General features: G+C 47.4%; 13 protein-coding genes. 8 read left to right on the top strand and 5 right to left on the bottom strand.

Annotation, left to right across the window (positions count from 1 at the left end):
- Positions 1 to 3 precede the first annotated feature (3 nt).
- Positions 4 to 1,374, bottom strand: a complete 1,371-nt coding sequence (locus SC127_RS13795; RefSeq protein WP_332626929.1) for an aldehyde dehydrogenase family protein — start codon at positions 1,372 to 1,374, stop codon at positions 4 to 6.
- A 450-nt stretch (positions 1,375 to 1,824) separates the two neighbouring features.
- On the opposite strand from SC127_RS13795, the gene SC127_RS13790 reads away from it, so the two are divergent.
- From SC127_RS13790 to SC127_RS13775, 4 genes are all read left to right on the top strand, one after another.
- On the top strand, positions 1,825 to 2,754 hold the full coding sequence (locus SC127_RS13790; RefSeq protein WP_215848526.1) for a RepB family plasmid replication initiator protein: 930 nt from the start codon (positions 1,825 to 1,827) through the stop codon (positions 2,752 to 2,754).
- Positions 2,755 to 4,535: 1,781 nt separating this feature from the next.
- Entirely contained in the window at positions 4,536 to 5,735 is a 1,200-nt protein-coding gene (locus tag SC127_RS13785; RefSeq protein WP_215848524.1) for an AAA family ATPase, read from the top strand.
- Positions 5,736 to 5,742: 7 nt separating this feature from the next.
- Entirely contained in the window at positions 5,743 to 6,714 is a 972-nt protein-coding gene (locus SC127_RS13780; RefSeq protein ID WP_332626928.1) for a ParB family protein, read from the top strand.
- A 669-nt stretch (positions 6,715 to 7,383) separates the two neighbouring features.
- Positions 7,384 to 9,432, top strand: a complete 2,049-nt coding sequence (locus SC127_RS13775; protein WP_332626927.1) for an FUSC family protein — start codon at positions 7,384 to 7,386, stop codon at positions 9,430 to 9,432.
- Positions 9,433 to 9,535: 103 nt separating this feature from the next.
- Here the strand turns inward: SC127_RS13775 and SC127_RS13770 are convergent, their stop codons facing one another.
- Together SC127_RS13770 and SC127_RS13765 are read right to left on the bottom strand one after the other, a co-directional pair.
- Positions 9,536 to 9,844 carry a hypothetical protein gene (locus SC127_RS13770; RefSeq protein ID WP_332626926.1) on the bottom strand — a complete coding sequence of 103 codons (309 nt, stop codon included), beginning with the start codon at positions 9,842 to 9,844 and terminating at the stop codon, positions 9,536 to 9,538.
- Positions 9,841 to 10,116 carry a hypothetical protein gene (locus SC127_RS13765; RefSeq protein WP_332626925.1) on the bottom strand — a complete coding sequence of 92 codons (276 nt, stop codon included), beginning with the start codon at positions 10,114 to 10,116 and terminating at the stop codon, positions 9,841 to 9,843. The genes SC127_RS13770 and SC127_RS13765 overlap by 4 nt, the downstream gene beginning before the upstream one ends.
- Before the next feature lie 470 nt (positions 10,117 to 10,586).
- On the opposite strand from SC127_RS13765, the gene SC127_RS13760 reads away from it, so the two are divergent.
- The 3 genes from SC127_RS13760 (at position 10,587) to SC127_RS13750 (ending at position 12,763) form a co-directional block, all read left to right on the top strand.
- Entirely contained in the window at positions 10,587 to 12,038 is a 1,452-nt protein-coding gene (locus SC127_RS13760) for a sugar porter family MFS transporter (protein WP_332626924.1), read from the top strand.
- 163 nt (positions 12,039 to 12,201) lie between these two features.
- Complete coding sequence (locus SC127_RS13755; protein ID WP_215848520.1) at positions 12,202 to 12,369, top strand: hypothetical protein; 168 nt, start codon at positions 12,202 to 12,204, stop codon at positions 12,367 to 12,369.
- A gap of 46 nt (positions 12,370 to 12,415) precedes the next feature.
- A complete protein-coding gene (locus tag SC127_RS13750) occupies positions 12,416 to 12,763 on the top strand; it encodes a hypothetical protein (RefSeq protein WP_215848519.1) in 348 nt (115 codons plus the stop codon).
- A 157-nt stretch (positions 12,764 to 12,920) separates the two neighbouring features.
- Here the strand turns inward: SC127_RS13750 and SC127_RS13745 are convergent, their stop codons facing one another.
- Complete coding sequence (locus tag SC127_RS13745; protein WP_332626923.1) at positions 12,921 to 13,784, bottom strand: oxidoreductase; 864 nt, start codon at positions 13,782 to 13,784, stop codon at positions 12,921 to 12,923.
- A gap of 95 nt (positions 13,785 to 13,879) precedes the next feature.
- Between SC127_RS13745 and SC127_RS13740 the strand changes: the two genes are divergently transcribed.
- The gene (locus SC127_RS13740) at positions 13,880 to 14,794 is read left to right on the top strand and encodes a LysR family transcriptional regulator (protein WP_243079291.1); all 915 of its coding nucleotides are present in this window, start codon (positions 13,880 to 13,882) and stop codon (positions 14,792 to 14,794) included.
- Here SC127_RS13740 and SC127_RS13735 read toward each other — a convergent pair.
- On the bottom strand, positions 14,778 to 19,403 hold the full coding sequence (locus SC127_RS13735) for an ATP-dependent helicase (RefSeq protein WP_332626922.1): 4,626 nt from the start codon (positions 19,401 to 19,403) through the stop codon (positions 14,778 to 14,780). The genes SC127_RS13740 and SC127_RS13735 overlap by 17 nt on opposite strands.
- Between the last annotated feature and the right edge of the window lie 145 nt (positions 19,404 to 19,548).

Here is a 19,548-nt window from a genome sequence, read left to right as displayed (position 1 = left end):
CCGTTAGCGGCGATTTTTCCATACAGTCTGGATGTTGCAGAACTCATGCACGCCGAAATGCGACAGTTCACGACCGTATCCACTTTTCTTCACGCCACCAATTGTTACGCGAGGATCAGAGGCACCGTTGCCATTGATAAATACCGCGCCAACTTCCAAATGCTGCGTCATGTGATCGGCAATGTCATCATTGCTGGTCCAAACTGTTGCACTCAATCCAAACTCGCTGTCGTTAGCGATTTGTAAGGCATGCTCTGGATCGCGAGCCACCGCAATCGCAGCGACTGGCCCGAATAACTCCTGCTTGAAGGCTGTCATTTCCGTGGTGACGTCAGACAAGATGGTTGGCGCGTAATAGTTTCCCTGCCCTTCCAGCTTTGATCCCCCTAACACCAGACGAGCACCCTCACGGATCGTTGCCTGCACTTGCTCATTCAGTTCGTCACGTAAATCAGCACGCGCCATAGGACCCAAGAAAGTTTTTTCATCCAAAGGGTCGCCCAACGTTAATGCTTTTACGGCAGCGGTAAAGCGTGATTCAAATGCTTCAGCAATGGATGCTTCGACAATAAACCGTTTAGCCGCCATACAGACTTGTCCGGTATTCTGATATCGACCAATGACCGCCGATTTCACCGCTTCATCTAAGTCAGCATCCGCTAATACGATAAAAGGATCTGATCCACCCAGCTCAAGCACTGTTTTCTTTAATGCCGCGCCAGCTTGCGATGCAATTGCTGCACCTGCACGTACGCTGCCTGTTACAGCAACAGCGGCAATACGGTCGTCTTTAATTGCAGCCGATACGCCGTCGTTATCGACATTGATGAGATTGAAAGCGCCTTTTGGAAGATCGGTCGCATCAAACAGCTCAGACATCAACGTAGCGCTTCCCATGACGTTAGGTGCATGTTTTAGCATGTAGGTATTACCCGCTAACAACATGCTCACAGCGCCGCGTAGAACCTGCCAGAATGGGAAGTTCCATGGCATGACGGCAAGGATGACGCCGATTGGGCGAAATGTCTGCCACGCATCAGGAACCTGAGTAGGTTGATCGGCCAACATTGCTGGCCCATGTTCTGCATACCAGTCGCACAAATTGGCGCACTTAAGCACTTCTGCGCGCGCTTGTGTGATGGGTTTCCCCATTTCTAACGTTACGCTGCGTGCAAGCTCATTTTCACGTTGGCGAATTTGCTGACCCAATTGACGTAACACAGCAACGCGGGTTTCCATGCTGCTGTGTCGCCATTGAGAATAAGCCTGAGCGCTGGTATTTAATGCTTGCTCTAATTCAGCCGCATTTTGCATAGGGTAACGTGCAAGGATCTCACCGGTGGTGGGATTACGAGAGATAGCAAAATCAGTCATGGTGCCTCGTTATTTGTTTAATAGTGCATGACGATAACCATACGCCGCAGATGTGCTGATGAAAAATGAATAATAGAGAGCAAGTTGTTTATAAATCGTGAACCGAGGGAAATTTCTTTACGCTGATATTGGTCTGGAAAAGATCTTTATTTATCTGAGATAAAGCGGGATGAAAGGTTAGCATTTCCAACGTTATCCACTTATACAGTGAGTAGATCCTAAATAACGATCATAAAGAGATCCTATATAGATCCTAAGAGATCCCCGATCGTCGCAGGCCGCATGGGACAAGGGCTGAGAAGGTGATCGCGTTCACTGTAATCAGTAAAGTGTTCACTATAATCAGTACTTTATTCACTGTGCACAGTAGAATGTTCACTGTAAACAGTGCTAATGTTCACTGTAATCAGAAAGCGATCCCTTTCATCCACAGAATGAAGATCTCAGGCTATGGCAGATAAAGAGAGTGAAAACAAAGCGTTACTAGAACCTTTTCTGTCGGTAACCAAAAACAGTGGTGAAGTTATTCAACTTCATCCCAACAAGAATAATACCGTCCAACCCGTTGCTTTAATGCGACTTGGTTTGTTTGTTCCGACGCTGAAATCCACAGCGCGCGGCAAATCTGGTGCAATGGCCTCCACCGACGCGACTAAAGAGTTAAAAAATCTGTCATTGGTGAAAGCTGAAGGGTATGAAAAGATTACCATTACCGGCGCTCGACTGGATATGGATAACGATTTTAAAACCTGGGCCGGCATCATTCAGTCATTTTCACGCTATCCCACTAAAGGCGATACCGTAACGCTGCCATTTATTGATTTTGTTAAGATGTGTGGTATCCCCTCGGCTAACTCTTCAGCGGCTTTACGTAAGCGTCTTGATGCTTCTCTGCGTCGTATTGCGACCAATACTTTATCTTTCGAAGGTAACGGCAAGGCGTATCATACGCACCTTGTTCAATCAGCTTATTACGATCGTGAAAAAGATATCGTGAGGATTCAAGCGGATCCCAAGCTATTTGAGCTCTATAACTTCGACCACAAGGTTTTACTGCAACTTAGGGCAATCTCACGTCTTAAGCGTAAAGAGTCCGCCCAGGCGCTCTATACGTTTCTGGAGAGCCTGCCAACGAACCCGGCTCCCATTTCGCTTGCACGTTTGCGTATGCGCCTTAATTTAGGCTCAAAAACCACAACGCAAAATCATGTAGTACGTCGTGCAATGGAGCAGCTCAAAGAGATTGGCTACCTCGATTATTCTGAGGTTAAGCGTGGTCGTTCTGTGTTTTTTATTATCCATAGCAGAACACCAAAGCTTGATGGCATTAGCAATTTAGAAAGCATAGATGCACTTGATGACATCGAGTTCGAAGAGTAACCCTGCCCTTCACTGTAATCAGTAAAACCCGCGTGGCACTGTCACTTTTGTGCAAAAAGTGACAGTGCATCTTTCCGGTTCGTTTACTGTAATCAGTGATTCTCAATGTTCACTGTAATCAGTTACGTTCACTGTATTCAGTATTTTCATGATGCCTGCTTTTTTTACGTGCTCCTTCCTAAAGAATATTAACACTGTTAATTCAATGAATTACGAGTTAGCAAGTACCAGCATTGTTTATGATGAGATTCATGATGAGCACTGCAACCCGTTTACTACTGATTACAGTGAACAGCCGACGTGTTTAAAGGCACAGACTTACTCTTTCTGATTACAGTGAATGTTTCCTTGCAGACATTGCGCTGATTATAGTGAATGCAATCTACTTAACTTATTGAATATTAACTGTATTTAATAAAAATAAAGAAGCGAATTGGTATTTTAGCTGAATTAAGCTCGAGTGTTCACTGTATTCAGTGACAAAAGTGACAGGGTGAGCCGTTAACTGCTTATAGTGAATGTTTTAAGCGTTTTTTACTGATTACAGTGAACGTTGCCCCGATTTTTACTGATTACAGTGAATGTCTTGCCTAGCGTCTGTAAGTCAGCCATTCAGCTTTAATCACTCAACGCCTCAAAATAGAGGACGACAACAGCTGATTACAGTGAATCTTTGATGTGAGGTTTGATGCAGTATGTTGGCTGCTGAAAACGTAAAAGCGGACTTCTCGCGTTAACCGCCCTGTTATTCATACCCTGCGTTTTACTGAATACAGTGAATGTTAAACGGTGCCTGGTTCGAGAGCGCACGCAAAACCTGAAGATCTTTCTGTCACGCTTGTATCGACGATTCTGAATACAGTGAATATGTGGCGAAGAAATATCCTTCTGATCCTGTTTGACCCTATTCTACTGATTACAGTGAATGTTGAGATCGGTAAACCCGGTTTGGATCCTACTGATTATAGTGAATGCTTCAGGCTTTTACGGGCAGTTTTGCTGATTACAGTGAACGTTCATAGCTGTCCTCCAACAAAATTTACTGATTACAGTGAATGTTTATAACAAGCATGAGCGCTGTTTTTGCTGATTACAGTGAATGTTGGGCGGATTTTTGGTGGCTGTATGAGATTGGATGTTTCAATCAAAGCGTTGCTACTGATTATAGTGAATGTTTACTTCCCTCTCTTTTCTGCTTACGCGGGGTGATTCTTTACTGACGTTACGTCGCAAGCTCATGCTGTTAGTTCGTTAGTTCGTTAGTTCGTTAGTTCGTTAGTTCGTTAGTTCGTTAGTTCGTTAGTTCGTTAGTTCGTTAGTTCGGTGGTTTACTGACTACAGTGAACGATCCAATGTCTTTGCCCTCCCCTTTTGTTTAAAAATTCCTGGCGTGCTGATTACAGTGAACGTTTTAACTGATTACAGTGAATGTTTAGCTTTTACTCATTACAGTGAACACCTCAACTATCTTGTCGCGTACTTTTACTGAATACAGTGAATCTTTGTCTGTAAATGTCATCGAAACTTGCCTGGCGACGCTTAGTAGTCACATTTCAAACGCGTTTAAACCCACTAGTTAACTTCCACTGAATACAGTGGATGAGCATAACACGCTGTTTAAAAAGCGTTCAGGCCCATACTTTGGCAGTCATCGTATGACGTAAAACCACTATTTTACGTTAAAAGTGTCACCACTTAACATTTCTTCTTTTGTGATTATTAATTGCCTCATGAGCAGGATTTCGGTATAAAGTCACAAATCCTACATGTGTGGAACAAGTATGGCTAACGATGATAAGCAGGTCATGAAGGTCGCTCAGCGTTCAGAACGGATGCTGTTAAGCCTTACGGAACAAATTCAGGCACAAAAACAAGAGTTACACGAAAATACCTATTATCAGGTTTATGCAAAAGCGGCTCTTGCCAAGCTCCCTAAATTAACGCGTGCAAGTGTGGATTACGCGGTTAACGAAATGGAAGAGAGTGGTTATCAATTCGACAAACGTGCCGCCGGCTCCTCGGTAAAATATGCGATGTCGATTCAAAATATTATCGACATTTATCACCATCGTGGCGTTGCAAAGTATCGCGATCGTCATTCTGATGCTTACACTTTGTTTGTCGGTAATCTCAAAGGTGGCGTATCAAAAACAGTTTCTACTGTCTCTTTGGCACATGCTCTGCGCGCCCATCCTCATCTTCTGTTTGAAGACTTACGTATTCTTGTCATTGACCTCGATCCACAATCCTCGGCCACTATGTTTTTGAATCATGAACGTTCAGTAGGCTTGGTAGAAGCCACTGCTGCTCAGGCCATGCTGCAAAACGTAAGTCGAGATGAACTGGTTAATGAATTTATTGTTCCTTCAATAATTCCTGGCGTGCATGTATTGCCTGCGTCGATTGATGATGCATTCATCGCTTCTCGCTGGGATGAACTGTGTTCCGAACATTTGCCGGGACAGAACATCCATTCTGTTTTATACGATAACGTTATTGCTAAATTGACCAAGGATTACGACTTCATCTTTATAGACAGTGGTCCTCATCTGGATGCATTTCTTAAAAATGCCATTGCAGCCTCTGATTTGTTGATGACGCCGGTACCTCCTGCACAAGTTGATTTTCATTCGACACTTAAATACCTCACGCGTCTGCCGGAGCTGATTGGCATTATTGAAGAATCGGGTGCAACTTGTCGTCTCCAGGGAAACATCGGGTTTATGTCCAAGCTTTCTAACAAAGCTGACCACAAGCTTTGTCACAGCCTGGCAAAAGAGATTTTCGGCGGTGATATGTTAGATGCTGCCCTTCCCCGCCTCGATGGATTTGAGCGTTGTGGAGAATCTTTTGACACTGTTATCTCTGCTAATCCTTCAACGTATGTTGGAAGCAGTGAAGCATTAAAAAATGCCCGATCTGCGGCAGAGGATTTTGCTAAAGCCGTGTTTGACCGTATTGAATTTATCCGCCTGAACTGAGGTTTCTATGAGCGCAAAAAGAATCACTATTGGCCGAACCTTCAGCCAGACTCCTTTGGAAACAGAGGACACGTCAGAGACACATGCACAAACGTTTGTTCTTTCGACAGGAAAACGCGCATTGTTTCGTTCAGAGCGCATTCCTGCTAACGAAGTTGAAGATAAAACGTTTGTGGTAATGGAAACCAATGGGCGTGATCAGGCGGGATTAACACCTGACTCTTTGCGAGACATTATTCGCACAATTAAACTTCAGCAGTTCTTTCCTGCTATTGGCGTGATGCAAGGCGGGAAGATTGAGATCCTTGATGGATCTCGCCGTCGTGCAGCTGCAATACATTGCAGAACCGGTCTTGAGGTTTTAGTTACCGACGCCGAAATCACTGCTGATGAAGCCCGTAAGCTGGCACAGGATATTCAAACGGCTCGTGAACACAACCTGCGTGAAGTCGGTATGCGCTTATTGGCGTTAAAGGATGGCGGTCTTTCTCAAAAGGAAATTGCAGAAAATCAGGGTTTATCCCAGGCAAAAGTCACGCGTGCATTGCAGGCTGCCAGTGTGCCCTCCGATTTAATAGCACTTTTCCCAAACCATTCAGAACTGACTTATCCCGACTACAAAGCGTTGCTTCAAGCCGCAGATAAGTTGAATGAAACGGGTCAGTCTGTTGAGACGTTAATTGATAATATCTCAATGGAGATTGATGTTGTCTGTTCTCGTGAAGGCCTGGCAGAAGATGAAGTGAAAAATAATATCTTGCGATTGATTCGGAATGCCAGCCAGACATTAGTTAAAGAACCTGAAAAAGATAAAACGACATCAACAAGCTTGTGGCCATTTGCTGACAAAGATCGGTTCGCACGAAAAAAAACGCGTGGTCGAATGTTTAGCTACGAGTTTAACCGGCAGTCAAAAGATTTGCAGGAAGAGCTGGACAAAGTTATCTCTGAAACATTGAAAAAGTATTTAGCGAATTAAAAGGTGATTTTAAGTGAAAAGGCCTGAAGGGATTTCCTTCAGGCCTTTTCTGTATTAAGCGTTTAAGTTTATTTTCTTTATATCCCATTCAAAGGCAGTCCTTCACGTTAGCCCCAATTTCATCAGGAATTTCAGGCTGAAATCGCCAGTTTTATTGTCATTATTTCACTGTTATTAATAATAAATTCAATATCTTGCATAAGTTACCACAGTGAAATTTCGTCAACATTCTTTGGGGTGGTTTTTCATTGCAAAGCATAATGTCTACTAGTGCAATGTGGTAAACACGGCATAGGTTTAATCATGACCATCCGACTATTTTTGGCGATTTCAGCCTGAAATCGCCAAAAGTTTCGATAACTGGGCTACAGAGAAAAGAATTAAATGCACGATAGAATGAACCATTGAGACATCAATCCACCCTATCGCAATGATGTTTAACTGACAGAGAAACGTTAAGGCGAGCCCGGGCACTAAATTTGACTAATACGCTAGCCAGTAGGAATAAGTCTGCATCTAACCTACGAAAAACAGGCAGCAGGCAGGATAATCAATGAATATCCAACATACTTAGCACGGTAACGATTTGTATTAATAATTGAAATGAAACCTCAAGTTGCTTCTGTCAGGATACGGCGAAAAGATGCCTTGCAGAGGTGACAATCCCTTATGAAGTGGTTTTCGAAAAGTGCGGTTTTATTCTCAAGTAAAACCTGTCTGGCCGCATTTTTAGCGTTTTATGTCGCATTGGAATTGAATCTGGACAAACCGGCCTGGTCCTTAACAACCGTCTATGTTGCCTCACAACTCTATTCAGCCTCTACCGTATCGAAATCGATTTTTCGATTTTTGGGTACGTTGCTGGGTGGTCTCTTTATTCTGCTTATCTATCCTGCAACCGTGCTGGATCCCATGTTGTTTAGCTTCTGTATTTCTTTATGGGTGGCAACCTGTTTGTATCTTTCGCTGCATGATCGTACGCCGAAAAGTTACGTTTTCATGCTGGCCGGTTATAGTGCCGCCATCATGGGCTTCCCGGATGTTACGTCACCAGATGCTATTACCTACACAGTGATATCACGCATTGAAGAAATTACTGTCGCCATTGTCTGCAGCAGTTTGGTCCATCGACTCATTTTCCCTGTTTCAATGGGTAGCGTGCTTGAGCGAAGCGTAAAGGATTGGTATCAGAACGCCAAAAAGCTTTGTATCCAGATGGTCGTTACACAGCCACAAGAAAAATCGGTTGAGCGCGAAGCGATCCTGATTCAAATGGCTAACTATCCGCTTAATGTCGAAACCTTGATCACGCACTGTGTTTATGAAGGTAACGCAGCGCGTCGTTTAATTCGTTTGGTCAGCGTACAGTATCAACATTTGACCTATATGATCCCAACGCTGACCGCCATTGAAGCTCGCCTCAGTCAGCTTTCTGAACTGAATATTGCTTTTCCTGATTATATTGCTGACGCGTTTAGCCATTTTTTGATGTGGCTAAATGAAGAAGAAAACCCTGAAAAGACACATCTTTTAAAAGATGAATTTGAAACTGTTCAACGAAAGCTGAAAAGCGATTGGCAATATCAAAAATTAAGTAGTGAGGAGAGTATCTTACTCAATGGTTTGATTGAAAGGCTGGGTAACTTTGTCCGTATCGCTAATGCTTATCAGACTGTAGACGAGCGTGTAAACGAACTCACACCCGACGCCAAAGCAGGTAAAGTTGCTCGTAAACACAAACATGTCGACAAAGGTATGTTGCTGCTCTCTTCCTTTACCGCCTTTTTTGCGACTTTCGCTTCATGCCTGTTTTGGATTGGCAGCGGTTGGGTTGATGGCGCTACCGCACCTATGATGGCAGCGGTGCTTTGTTCATTTTTTGCTGCTATGGATAGCCCAATAGCGCCAATGAGGTTGTTTTTAAAAGGCGTTGTTTTCGCAATCGTCATCAGCATCCTTTACTGTTGTGTACTGATCCCAGAAGCGCTGACCTTTGAAGCCTTAGTCATTTGTCTCGCGCCGGGGTTAATCGCGCTTGGATTAGTGATTGCTAATCCTGCTACCAATCTGATTGGCTTAATCATCGCTACGCAAATTCCTGGATTTATTGGTATGAGCCACCACTTCAAGCCGGATTTACTCCTTGTAGTGAATGCCGCGCTTTCAACACTGGTAGGAATTGCATTTGCAGTGGTGATTACAGCAATAATTCGTAACAAACGGCCTTCGTGGACAGCAAAGCGTGCGGTGAGAAAAGGGGTGCTTGAGCTTTTACAATTTATATCGGCCATGAAGTTAGGTCACGCAACGATGCTAATGCGTCAGCAATTTGTAGCGCGCATGCTGGATAAGGTAAATATTATTCTGCCGCGTAAACGCCTTGATCCCGATCCACTATTAACTTCAGGCAGCAATTTGATCACTGAGGCTTGGCTCGGCGCTAACTGCTATGACTTCTTTGTAAAATATCGGGAAGTGATAAATGAGCAGAACATCACCCTTGACCCTTTTTTCCATGAACTTAGTCTGTTCCTAAAGCAGCGACTCAAATCTCTACAAATCCAACCACACGGTGAATTACTGCAAGAACTCAACCGTATGTTGCTAACATTAGAGAGGGCGTCGCACGCTGCGCCTCAGCTTTATCAACCCTTGTTTCATTTATTCAATGTACGACTGGCATTGTTTCCACAAGAACGGTGGCCAGTAGCGGCTTAGGTCACAACGGATAAAAATCAGTAATAAAAGAGCCCATCACGCGCGTAATGGGCTCTTTTTTTAATGCCCGTCTTTAACCGGGCAACAATATACGCTTTAGAAACTAGACGTAGCCCAGTAATAAAAACCACAAATAATTCAGTGGTAATAAAATTAGCGCACTGACGATTGCCACTAGCAGACATAACTTCACACCATCACGTACGGACACTTTTCTCAAAGCAATCGCGACAACAATCGGTGATGCCTGATAAGGCAATAATGGCGTGGCATAAGCAAAGACCTGGATCATGACCACTGTAGTCAGCGAAAAGCCGGAAGCATCAGCGAATTGTTGCGCTATCGGGGTAAACATCGCCGCAACGCCCTTGGCTGTGACGACAAAGTTCAGTGCGTTAGTCAGCACATTCAACGATATACCGATGGCAAGGGGGTAATAGCAAGTAAACCATGAGCAATGCTCTCACCTAAACCAGAGTCAACCACAACAGTGGTAACACCGAGAATGGCGGCGACATAAAGGAAGGTGCGAAAATTAACGCCGTTGGCAAACTCATTGCCATCAATGAAGCCCACTTTCGGCAGCAGACACATACAGGCAGCCGCTACGCCAATCCAGGCTGGCGAAATACCATGCCAGCCATCGGTGATCCAGAATAATAAAGTCAGAGCGGTGATAAACATTAAGCGCCATTCTGCTACCGTAAATGCAGACGTATCGGGGCGTGTGATCCGGTGAACAGGCTTCGCGGGAAACAGGTAAATAATAGCTGTTGTCAGCAATATGATAGTGACTGCGACAACGAAGGTCGTAAGTCACGTGCATCATTCCCATTACTTGAAAAGCAAGCCAAAGAGTAAGTGATAATGATTATCACTAACAAGTTAAGTGAGTAAGTGTTTTATCTTCTGCTATTTGCAATAACTTAAATGACTCAACGTAGTGATGAATAAACCACTTACTCTGACGCATTTTCAATAACTCTTATCTCTGTTTAGCTGGGAAAAAATAAACTTTCAGCAGACGTTCTGTCGAGCCACCGATTCGTTAAATACCGTCTACACTCTTTGACCTTAATGGTAAAAATGTTCCATTTTCATTCCGTATGAAATTTAACCATATGGATATTTAACTTTTTGATTACAGGGATTATATGAGTACGAAAACGCCGGTTTCTTCCGAAACGGATGAAACTACAACTGCTGATACCGTCCGTCAGCGCATTTTTTTAGTGGTACTTGTTGCTACTATGGGCGCGCTGGCTTTTGGCTATGACACGGGAATTATTTCAGGCGCACTGCCTTACATGACTTCACCTCCCGATCAAGGAGGATTAGGTCTCAACTCGTTCACTGAAGGTTTAGTGGCTTCGTCGCTGGTATTTGGCGCAGCCATTGGTTCTTTTCTGAGTGGTTTTTTCTCCGACCGCTTCGGGCGTCGTATTACGCTGCGCAGCCTCGCTGTTTTGTTCGTGCTGGGTTCACTGGGCACCGCGTTGGCTCCTAGCGTTCCAGTCATGGTCACGATGCGATTCTTGCTGGGTATTGCAGTCGGCGGTGGTTCATCAACGGTGCCGGTGTTTATTGCTGAGATTGCAGGGCCGAGATTACGCGCACCGCTGGTGAGTCGTAATGAGTTGATGATTGTGACGGGCCAGCTTATTGCTTACGTTGCCAGCACATTGCTCAGCTATTTACTGCACGATGAACACCTTTGGCGCTACATGCTAGCCATTGCGATGGTGCCAGGATTGCTGCTGTTTATCGGGACCTTCTTTGTTCCCGCTTCGCCACACTGGTTGGTAGCAGAAGGACGGCTGAAAGAAGCGAAAAAGATATTGAAGTATCTGCGTGAAACGCCGCGTGAAGTTCGCCACGAAATGGCGGAGATGAAGAGGCAAGCCAAAGCTGCGGAACATGGCCCAAGTGCGATGACACTCATTCGTGAGAAGTGGGTGATCAGATTAATGATTATTGGCGCGGGGCTAGGTTTCGTCATTCAGTTTACTGGCGTTAACGGCTTCATGTATTACACACCGATTATTTTGAAATCAACCGGCATGGGCACCAGTGCCTCTATTGCAGCTACTATCGGTAATGGTGTGGTCTCAGTGATAGCGTCGATTGCGGGTATCTGGGCAGTCAGCCGTTTTGCTCGTCGTAAAATGCTGATTACCGGCCTGAGTTTTGTTATTACTGCTCAGATCTTGTTAGGCGCTGTGTTGACATTTTTACCGTCGAATCTCACGCAAAGCTATCTCGCATTAGCCTGCATTTTAATGTTTCTATTCTTTATGCAGATGTTCGTTGCGCCGGTTTATTGGCTGCTCATGTCGGAATTATTCCCGATGCAGCTTCGCGGCGTATTAACGGGTGCAGCCGTATCACTTCAGTGGATCTTTAATGCTGTGGTTGCGTTTGGTTTCCCACCCGTAATGGAATACGCGGGCAGCACGACCTTCTTTATTTTTGCCGTGATCAATGTCGGCTCACTCTTCTTTGTCGTGTCGATGCTGCCAGAGACGCGCGGTAAAAGTCTGGAAGAGATCGAGGCACACATGAAAGAGAAGTTTGGCGAAAACAGTCAAACTGCTGACGCAAACTAACCCCCCTCTGGCAGGCTGTAATTCACGCAGCCTGCCTGCTCTTATCAAATAAAGTCCTGCAAATTTAAAGCGTAACGGAAGCCATCGATTATTCATCTACGCATGCGAGAGTTCAAAATGCTGTCTATGCTGATAAGCGTTAAGGATTTTTCAGGAGAAATCGATGAAGTTTTTCTATTTTATTTCGCTTATCGCTTCTGCCGGTTATCTATTGGCTTTCCTGCCTAAGTTAAGAACACAGCGTGAACCCGTAGCGTATTGGGGATGCTGGACATATCTTGCCGCAAACGCCATTTTTTGGGCGATATATGGCATACGCTACTATTTATAAGGTGAGGATGAGCAAATGCCTCCCCAGACCCCACTGGAGATAAAATATGTCAGAGAACAAACGCGATCTAATGCCCTATATGCTGATTTATTGCGAGCCGCGTCTGCTCATGCAGAATATTGATGGGCACGTAATAGATATCGGCAGTGCAAGCAAAGAGACGGGGGTGTTTCACTGGCAGCTTGATGGTAATGATGAAAAGGGTGATCAAGCTGAATCAGTTGAAGCGATGCTAAAAGATATTGAGCAGCATCTAAGCTTCTTGTTCGTTGATGGACAGTTTACAAGCTTACCGGACGTGAGTGCTGATTACAGTGAACAGCTTGAATCCGCGCCTTCGCGCCAAATACAGCTTCACGAGCTAAACGATAGCGATGAAGATTCAGTGCGTTAAAGCCGAACTCAATACAGCTTCAAGCCCAGCGCATACTGATAACCTCTTCATCACGCGTTTATCGCTCGCAAAGAGGTTCACCACAGAGAAAGAGCACTCGTCAGTCGTCCATTCCCGTTCTACCGAAGCCCGCAACCTGCGGGTTTCGCTGTTTTGGTCAACCTTTCCCCATTTCGTTTAGCTTTTCCATCGCCTCTGCGGGGAGTTCAAGGTGTCTGCTCGCCAGATTTTCCTGCAAATGCTGTGGCGATGACGTACCCGGTATCAATAAAATATTGGGCGATCGACGCAGCAACCACGCCAGCGCGATCTGCATCGTGGTGGCATTTAAATAGGCAGCAACCTGTTCCAGCTGTGATGATTGCAATGGTGAGAAGCCGCCTAATGGGAAAAACGGAACATAGGCGATACCTTGCTCAGCCAGACTATCGATCAGCGCATCGTCCTGACGATTCGCCAGGTTATACATATTTTGTACGCAGACAATCGGCGTCATTTTTTGCGCATCGGCAACCTGTTTTGCTGTGACGTTGCTCAGACCAATATGACGAATAAGCCCACGCGATTTCAGCGCCATCAATGCCTCCAGCTGGGGTTCAAGCGATCCCTCTTTAGGCTGGTGAACATCCAGCATACTTCGCAGATTAACCACCTCCATCGTCTCTAAGCCAAGGTGGCGTAAGTTATCTTCCACTGCACGCGTTAATGCATCAGGTGTGAATGCCGGCAGCCAACCGCCTTTGTTATCGCGTAGCGCGCCAACTTTAGTAACGATGCAAAGATCGTCAGGATAAGGATATAACGCCTTTTTGATCAGCTTATTGGTTTCATGCGGACCGTAAAAATCGCTGGTATCGATATGGTTCACACCGGCTGCAATTGCGTTTTGCAGTACTTCCGTGGCGCGCGCTTCATCTTTAACCGGGCCAAACACGCCGGGGCCAGCTAATTGCATTGCGCCATAACCTAAGCGATTAACGTCGCGGTCGCCTAGGCGATAAGTCAGTTTGGGTTGGGACATGGAAACCTCCTGATGGAATGTCGTTTAATTGTATCGGGAGAATGGCTGTGCAACTATTCGGGTAAATCAAGACATACTGTACGGAGTTACGCACAATGCCACTCGATATTGCACTGCTTCACGCTGTAGTTGAAGTCGCTAAGGCTGGTGGTTTTCGGGAAGCAGCACGTGTTACGGGCAGTAATGCGTCAAGACTTAGCGATGCAGTAAGACGTGCCGAACAGCAACTTGGCATTCGTTTGTTTCACCGCACAACACGCACAGTGGTGTTAACGGAAGCGGGCAGGGCGTTGATGGTGCGTTTATTGCCAGCAATGAGTGAAGTCGACGCGGCGCTTGATGCGCTCAATGATTACCGTAATACACCGGGCGGCACGCTACGGCTCAATGTCCCGGTAAGCGCTTCGCGTTTAGTTTTACCGGCTCTTGTGCCGGAATTCCTGCAACGCTTCCCGGATATCCAGCTTGAAATCATCGCTGAAAGTAACGTTCAGGATGTTTTCCGTGATGGTTGTGATGCCGGTATTCGTTATGAAGAACGGCTGGAACAGGATGTGGTGATAGTACCAATTGGCGCGCGTCGACAACGTTTTGCCGCCGCGGCTTCACCTGATTATCTGAATCGGCATGGGCGACCTCAGCATCCACGAGATTTAATACAGCATCGCTGCCTGCGCGGACGTTACGCCAGCGGTGTTATGCCAGACTGGGAATTTGAGCGTGATGGCGAAAGCCTTCGCGTTAAGGTCAGTGGCCCGCTGGTAGTCAGCGTGGGGGGTGCGGTGGATTTAGCGGTTGAAACAGCGATAGCAGGCGGTGGCATTCTCTATCTGTTTGAAGACTGGCTTAAGCCCGCATTGGAAAGCAATCAGCTGGAAGCCATTTTACAACCCTGGTGGTTGGAATTTTCAGGCCCTTATCTTTACTACAATGACCGTCGATTGATCCCGGCGCCACTGCAAGCTTTTATCAATTTTGTGCGCGAGAAGAACCTTAACCTTCCCAGCTGAACCCGTTTGGTACGCGGGAAAATCCTGCCGCACGCAATGCGGCTAATTGCGGGGAAAGGCCCGCGGGTTCGCCATCGACAGTTTCCAGCGTAAAACGAAGCTGTTTATCGCGTTTTAATGCGATTCCTAGCGCACTGATCGCGAGCGAAAGAGGCTGACTCTCTTTTGCAAAAGTTAACAGATCTTTCCCACCTTGCGGCAGGTAAAGCTGCAGTTCGCCACCCGCAATAACCACAAATGCACCGTTGCGCCGGGTGGGGCGTGTTCCGCTAGCGTGCATTGGCCAGTTTAGCGTTGCGCCAAAAGGATTCGCGGGATCCATTGCAGCCAGCGCGGCAGTAGCACGCTCGTTAGACGGCGTTTTCGCCAGCTCACGTAATCGCTCAATCGTGAGGTTGTCAGCAAATTGCGCGCCGCCTAAGCCCTCTACAAAGCGCCCCCGCAACAGTCGTCCGGCATCTTCAAATCCGCGTAAAACAGGCTGTAAGGCCGGGAATCCGCCGGGAATCTGTTCCGAAATCGCGCTACCACGTGTAATGACGCCATAGCGATCAAGCATATTTTCAACTAATGCCAGCGCCAGTGTCGTGGGTTGCAGCGTTTCTCTTTTTATCAATGACCAGCGCCCTGCGATTGTATTCGCGGGAGGGCTTCTTCGTTCTGGCGATTTCAGGCTGAAATTGTGCATACGCCGACTACGTAATGCGCGCGCAGGACGTGAACGCGACACAGAAGGTGAGCTGATAAGCGCGCGTACGGGAATCCAGGTATCGGTAGTGATATAGCCCATCCATGCCAGTTCCCACAGCGCTGCGTAAATCTGCTCTGGACCGACATGTTCATTCGTTTCCATCCGCAACAATATTTCGCGGCCAAACCATGCTCCCCCTTCAGACAGCATATGAACAATACTTTGTTGTAGCGGCGCGAGTTCTGGCTGCTGAACGGAAGCAGGCAGTGTTTCGGCAGCATACTCAGCCAGGTGCAGGGAAATCAGGCCATCGTTGTAACTCAGCGATTTATGGCCACACCAAATGACTTCCCCGTTAGCGAGCAGCTCGTCGAGCATTGCAGGCTGATAATCGCGAACGCGTGCACGCAGGATTTGCGATTCCCATAATGAAGCGGGTAGCGCAACGCCCGCAAGTTGCTCAATCACACGCGCGACACCGTTAACCCCTTCGTAAGCACCGTGAGAAAAAGCAGCGTGATCGGCACCAAACTGAGCGGCTGCTTGATTGATCAATCCATGACGTTCAAGCAGCATTGTGACCCAAGCTGAATGTGCGACCGGTTGCGTCGCTTCTCGGGCCGATCGCAACGATCGCAGACGCAGCCGTTTAAAAATCTCTTCTGCGACCCATTGCTGTGAGTCATCACGCTGCAGGCCAAAGTCACCTTTTCGTACTTTCGCCTGTTCAGACAAGCGCTCCAGTTCTTCGCCTACTACCGCAACACCCAAGCCAAAACGTTCTGCAATTTCGCGGGTGGTAAAGAGGGCGTGCGTTCGCGCATAGCGATTAATCAGATCGCGAAGTGGCTTTCGGAGCGGCTGGAGAAAAGCCACAGGAATGCCCGCAGGTAATGCCGTGCCGATTGCATCACGTAAGCGAGCGGCATCTTCTATCGCTGCCCAACGTGATCGATCAGCGATTATTACGTTGATAACACGCTGCGCCTCTTCGAGACTTTTAAGGGAGGCAGCGGCTTCATCAATATCTTCAGAGGCGAAGCGCGCCTCAATTTCAGCCAGTGATAACGGCCCCAATTCGCGTAACAGATCGGCGATACCTTCTTTTCCGCTGACTTTATATGCCTTAGCGGTACGTTGTAGTTCCTGTTCAACGCGTTCAATAACCGAAGAGGCAAGCAGTTCGCGCATATCTGCCTTGCCTAATAATTCTCCGAGCAAGTTACTGTCAAGCGAGAGTAATGAAGCATGACGTTCAGCTAAAGGCGCATCGCCTGCATACATGAACTCTGCAACATAACCAAACAGCAGCGGTGCGGCAAAAGGTGAGGGCGTGTCAGTGGTTACATCGACAAACCTGATCTTCCCGCGCTGCACTTTTTCCATGAGCTGATGCAGTGCGGCAAGATCATAAACGTCTTGTAAGCATTCCCGCGCAGTCTCGATAAGAATGGGAAAGTCATCGTGTTCACGAGCCACCTGCAGCAATTGACCTGCGCGCAGCCGTTGCTGCCAGAGTGGAGAACGTTTACCAGGATTACGTCTGGGCAATAGCAACGCGCGGGAAGCACATTCGCGAAAACGTGCCGCAAACAGTGCCGAACTGCCGACGCTTGTTGTGACTATGCGCTGCAAGAGGTCAGGTTCAAATACGAACAGCTCGACGCCAGGTACACGGCCTTCGCTGTCCGGGAAGCAGGCAATGATGCCGTCATCACTGGCAACCACAGAAGGATCAATGCCCATTTGACGCCGAATCCGTTCTGCAATCGCCAGCGCCCAAGGCGCATGTACGCGTTGTCCCCATGGCGAATGTAAAATAACGCGCCAGTCACCGCTTTCATCGCGGCAACGTTCAATAATTAATGTTTGATCAGTAGGCAATACGCCAGTGCTCTCGCGCTGTTCAGCGAGTAATGAAAGCGTATTGCGCACCGCATTTTCATTTAAACCCACAGCGCTGAGCGCCTTTTCAGCCTCCGCTGGGTGATGTAAAAGGGCGTTTTCCATCTGGCGTAAAAAAGTGCCAATCCTCTCCCCTAATACGGCGGAACGCCTCAAACCTTCCCCATGCCAGAACGGCAACCGTGCAGAGCGGCCCGGCGCGGGAACCACGACGACCTGATCGTGGGTGATCTGTTGAATACGCCACGACGTTGCCCCTAACGTGATGATGTCGTTAACCCGCGACTCGTAAACCATCTCTTCATCCAACTCACCCACGCGGCGTGATCCTGACTGCTCTTCGCCTTCGGGTAACACCACGCTGAACATACCGCGATCGGGAATGGTGCCGCCACTGGTGACCGCTAAGTGTTGCGCACCGGGTCGAGGAGATAATATGCCGCTTTCACGATCCCACACTAAGCGTGGGCGGAACTGCGCAAATTCGTCAGAAGGATATTTACCGGCCAACATATCAAGCGTGGCATCAAACACATTGCGTGGCAGAGTACGAAAAGGATCGGCTCTGCGCACCAAAGCAAACCACGCATCTATGTGAAGTGAATCCATTGCCACAGCTGCCAGCGTTTGTTGCGCCAGAATATCCAAAGGATTATTGGGCGGTTCGATAGGATCCAGCTGGCCTTCAAGCATCGCTTTTACGGTAACGGCGGCATCCACTACATCACGTCGGGTACGCGGAAAGATAATGCCAGAAGAGATTCCCCCAACTTGATGTCCGGCACGGCCAACGCGTTGTAGCGCACTAGCCACCGAGAAAGGCGCACCGACCTGAATCACTAAATCAACCGGTCCCATATCGATGCCAAGCTCAAGACTTGATGTTGCTACTACGCAGCGCAATTCTCCGGCCTTTAGCGCAGCTTCAATTTCGCTGCGCTGTTCTTTGGAAACTGAACCATGATGCGAACGGGCGATTAATGCCGTTGCGCCATCAGCACGCTTTTCTGTTCCACCCGCAAAGGAGTCGTAATGCTGAGGCGCTTGCAAAGGCGGCGGACTGTTAAGCTGAGAGGCATAGCGTTCATTCAGTCGTGCCGTTAACTTTTCAGCCAGACCGCGTGAATTAGCGAAAATCAGCGTCGACCGATGAGACATTACCTGTTCTAAAATTTGTGTTTCGATGTGTGGCCAAATGGATCGTGACGTTGACGTGGTTTCTGAAGGTTGCTCGGATCTGCCAGCGATATCTGTCATATCTTCAACGGGTACGACAATTTTCATCTCTAAGGTGCGTTCGGAAGCAGGATTAACGATGAGTGTCTCTTGTGCGCCACCAAGAAAGTGGGCTACGCGATCCTCCGGCTTAACCGTTGCCGACAATCCGATGCGTTGTGCCGGTGAGGGCAGCAATTGATCGAGGCGTTCCAGACTCAGCGCTAGCTGAGAACCGCGTTTCGAACCGGCTACCGCGTGCACTTCATCAATGATGACTGTGGTTACGCCGCGCAACGTGTTTCTGGCTTGCGAAGTCAGCATTAAAAACAGCGATTCCGGTGTCGTGATCAAAATGTCGGGCGGGCGACGCAGCAACTTTGCGCGATCGCCTGCTGGCGTATCGCCGGAACGCATACCGACATTAAGCAAGGTTTCGGGATCACCTAAAGCGCGACGTTCCGCATAAACGCCCTCCAGCGGCAAGCTTAAATTACGTCGTACATCTGCCGCCAACGCTTTAACAGGAGAAATGTACAAAATGCGCGTCGTTGTTTCCCGCACGCGCTTATCTTGCCCGGCACGCTCTTGAAACAATAGATCAATCGCTTTCATGAACGCTGCAAGTGTCTTGCCAGAACCGGTGGGCGCAATCACCAGACAATGTTTACCGGTTGCGATCGCCTTCCATGCTGCCTGTTGTACGGGCGTGGGTGCGGTAAAAGCGGCGGCGAACCATCTTTGTGTGGCGGGTGTAAAAGCATGAAGCGCATCGCTGGAAATGACAGATTTTGGCATGACATACACACATTTTGCGGCTGGTGGCTTTGAACCCCGAGTGCTTCATGAAAGTATCGAGGTCAGGTTAAGACGTTTAATTGTATGCATAAATGAGAAAAATGGAGCGGGATCGCGGTTGCGGCTTAATTCTTACGTGGCTCCG

Origin of the sequence: Pantoea sp. T14, assembly GCF_036663535.1 — a bacterium.
Classification (GTDB): Bacteria; Pseudomonadota; Gammaproteobacteria; order Enterobacterales; family Enterobacteriaceae; genus Pantoea; species Pantoea phytostimulans.
This window is presented reverse-complemented; position numbering and strand designations above follow the sequence as displayed.

Bases quoted from the DNA above. Each gene is read 5' to 3' on its own strand.
- SC127_RS13795 (WP_332626929.1), bottom strand. From the start codon at position 1,374: ATGACTGATTTTGCTATCTCTCGTAATCCCACCACCGGTGAGATCCTT.
- SC127_RS13790 (WP_215848526.1), top strand. From the start codon at position 1,825: ATGGCAGATAAAGAGAGTGAAAACAAAGCGTTACTAGAACCTTTTCTG.
- SC127_RS13785 (WP_215848524.1), top strand. From the start codon at position 4,536: ATGGCTAACGATGATAAGCAGGTCATGAAGGTCGCTCAGCGTTCAGAA.
- SC127_RS13780 (WP_332626928.1), top strand. From the start codon at position 5,743: ATGAGCGCAAAAAGAATCACTATTGGCCGAACCTTCAGCCAGACTCCT.
- SC127_RS13775 (WP_332626927.1), top strand. From the start codon at position 7,384: ATGAAGTGGTTTTCGAAAAGTGCGGTTTTATTCTCAAGTAAAACCTGT.
- SC127_RS13765 (WP_332626925.1), bottom strand. From the start codon at position 10,116: ATGTTTATCACCGCTCTGACTTTATTATTCTGGATCACCGATGGCTGG.
- SC127_RS13760 (WP_332626924.1), top strand. From the start codon at position 10,587: ATGAGTACGAAAACGCCGGTTTCTTCCGAAACGGATGAAACTACAACT.
- SC127_RS13755 (WP_215848520.1), top strand. From the start codon at position 12,202: ATGAAGTTTTTCTATTTTATTTCGCTTATCGCTTCTGCCGGTTATCTA.
- SC127_RS13750 (WP_215848519.1), top strand. From the start codon at position 12,416: ATGTCAGAGAACAAACGCGATCTAATGCCCTATATGCTGATTTATTGC.
- SC127_RS13745 (WP_332626923.1), bottom strand. From the start codon at position 13,784: ATGTCCCAACCCAAACTGACTTATCGCCTAGGCGACCGCGACGTTAAT.
- SC127_RS13740 (WP_243079291.1), top strand. From the start codon at position 13,880: ATGCCACTCGATATTGCACTGCTTCACGCTGTAGTTGAAGTCGCTAAG.
- SC127_RS13735 (WP_332626922.1), bottom strand. From the start codon at position 19,403: ATGCCAAAATCTGTCATTTCCAGCGATGCGCTTCATGCTTTTACACCC.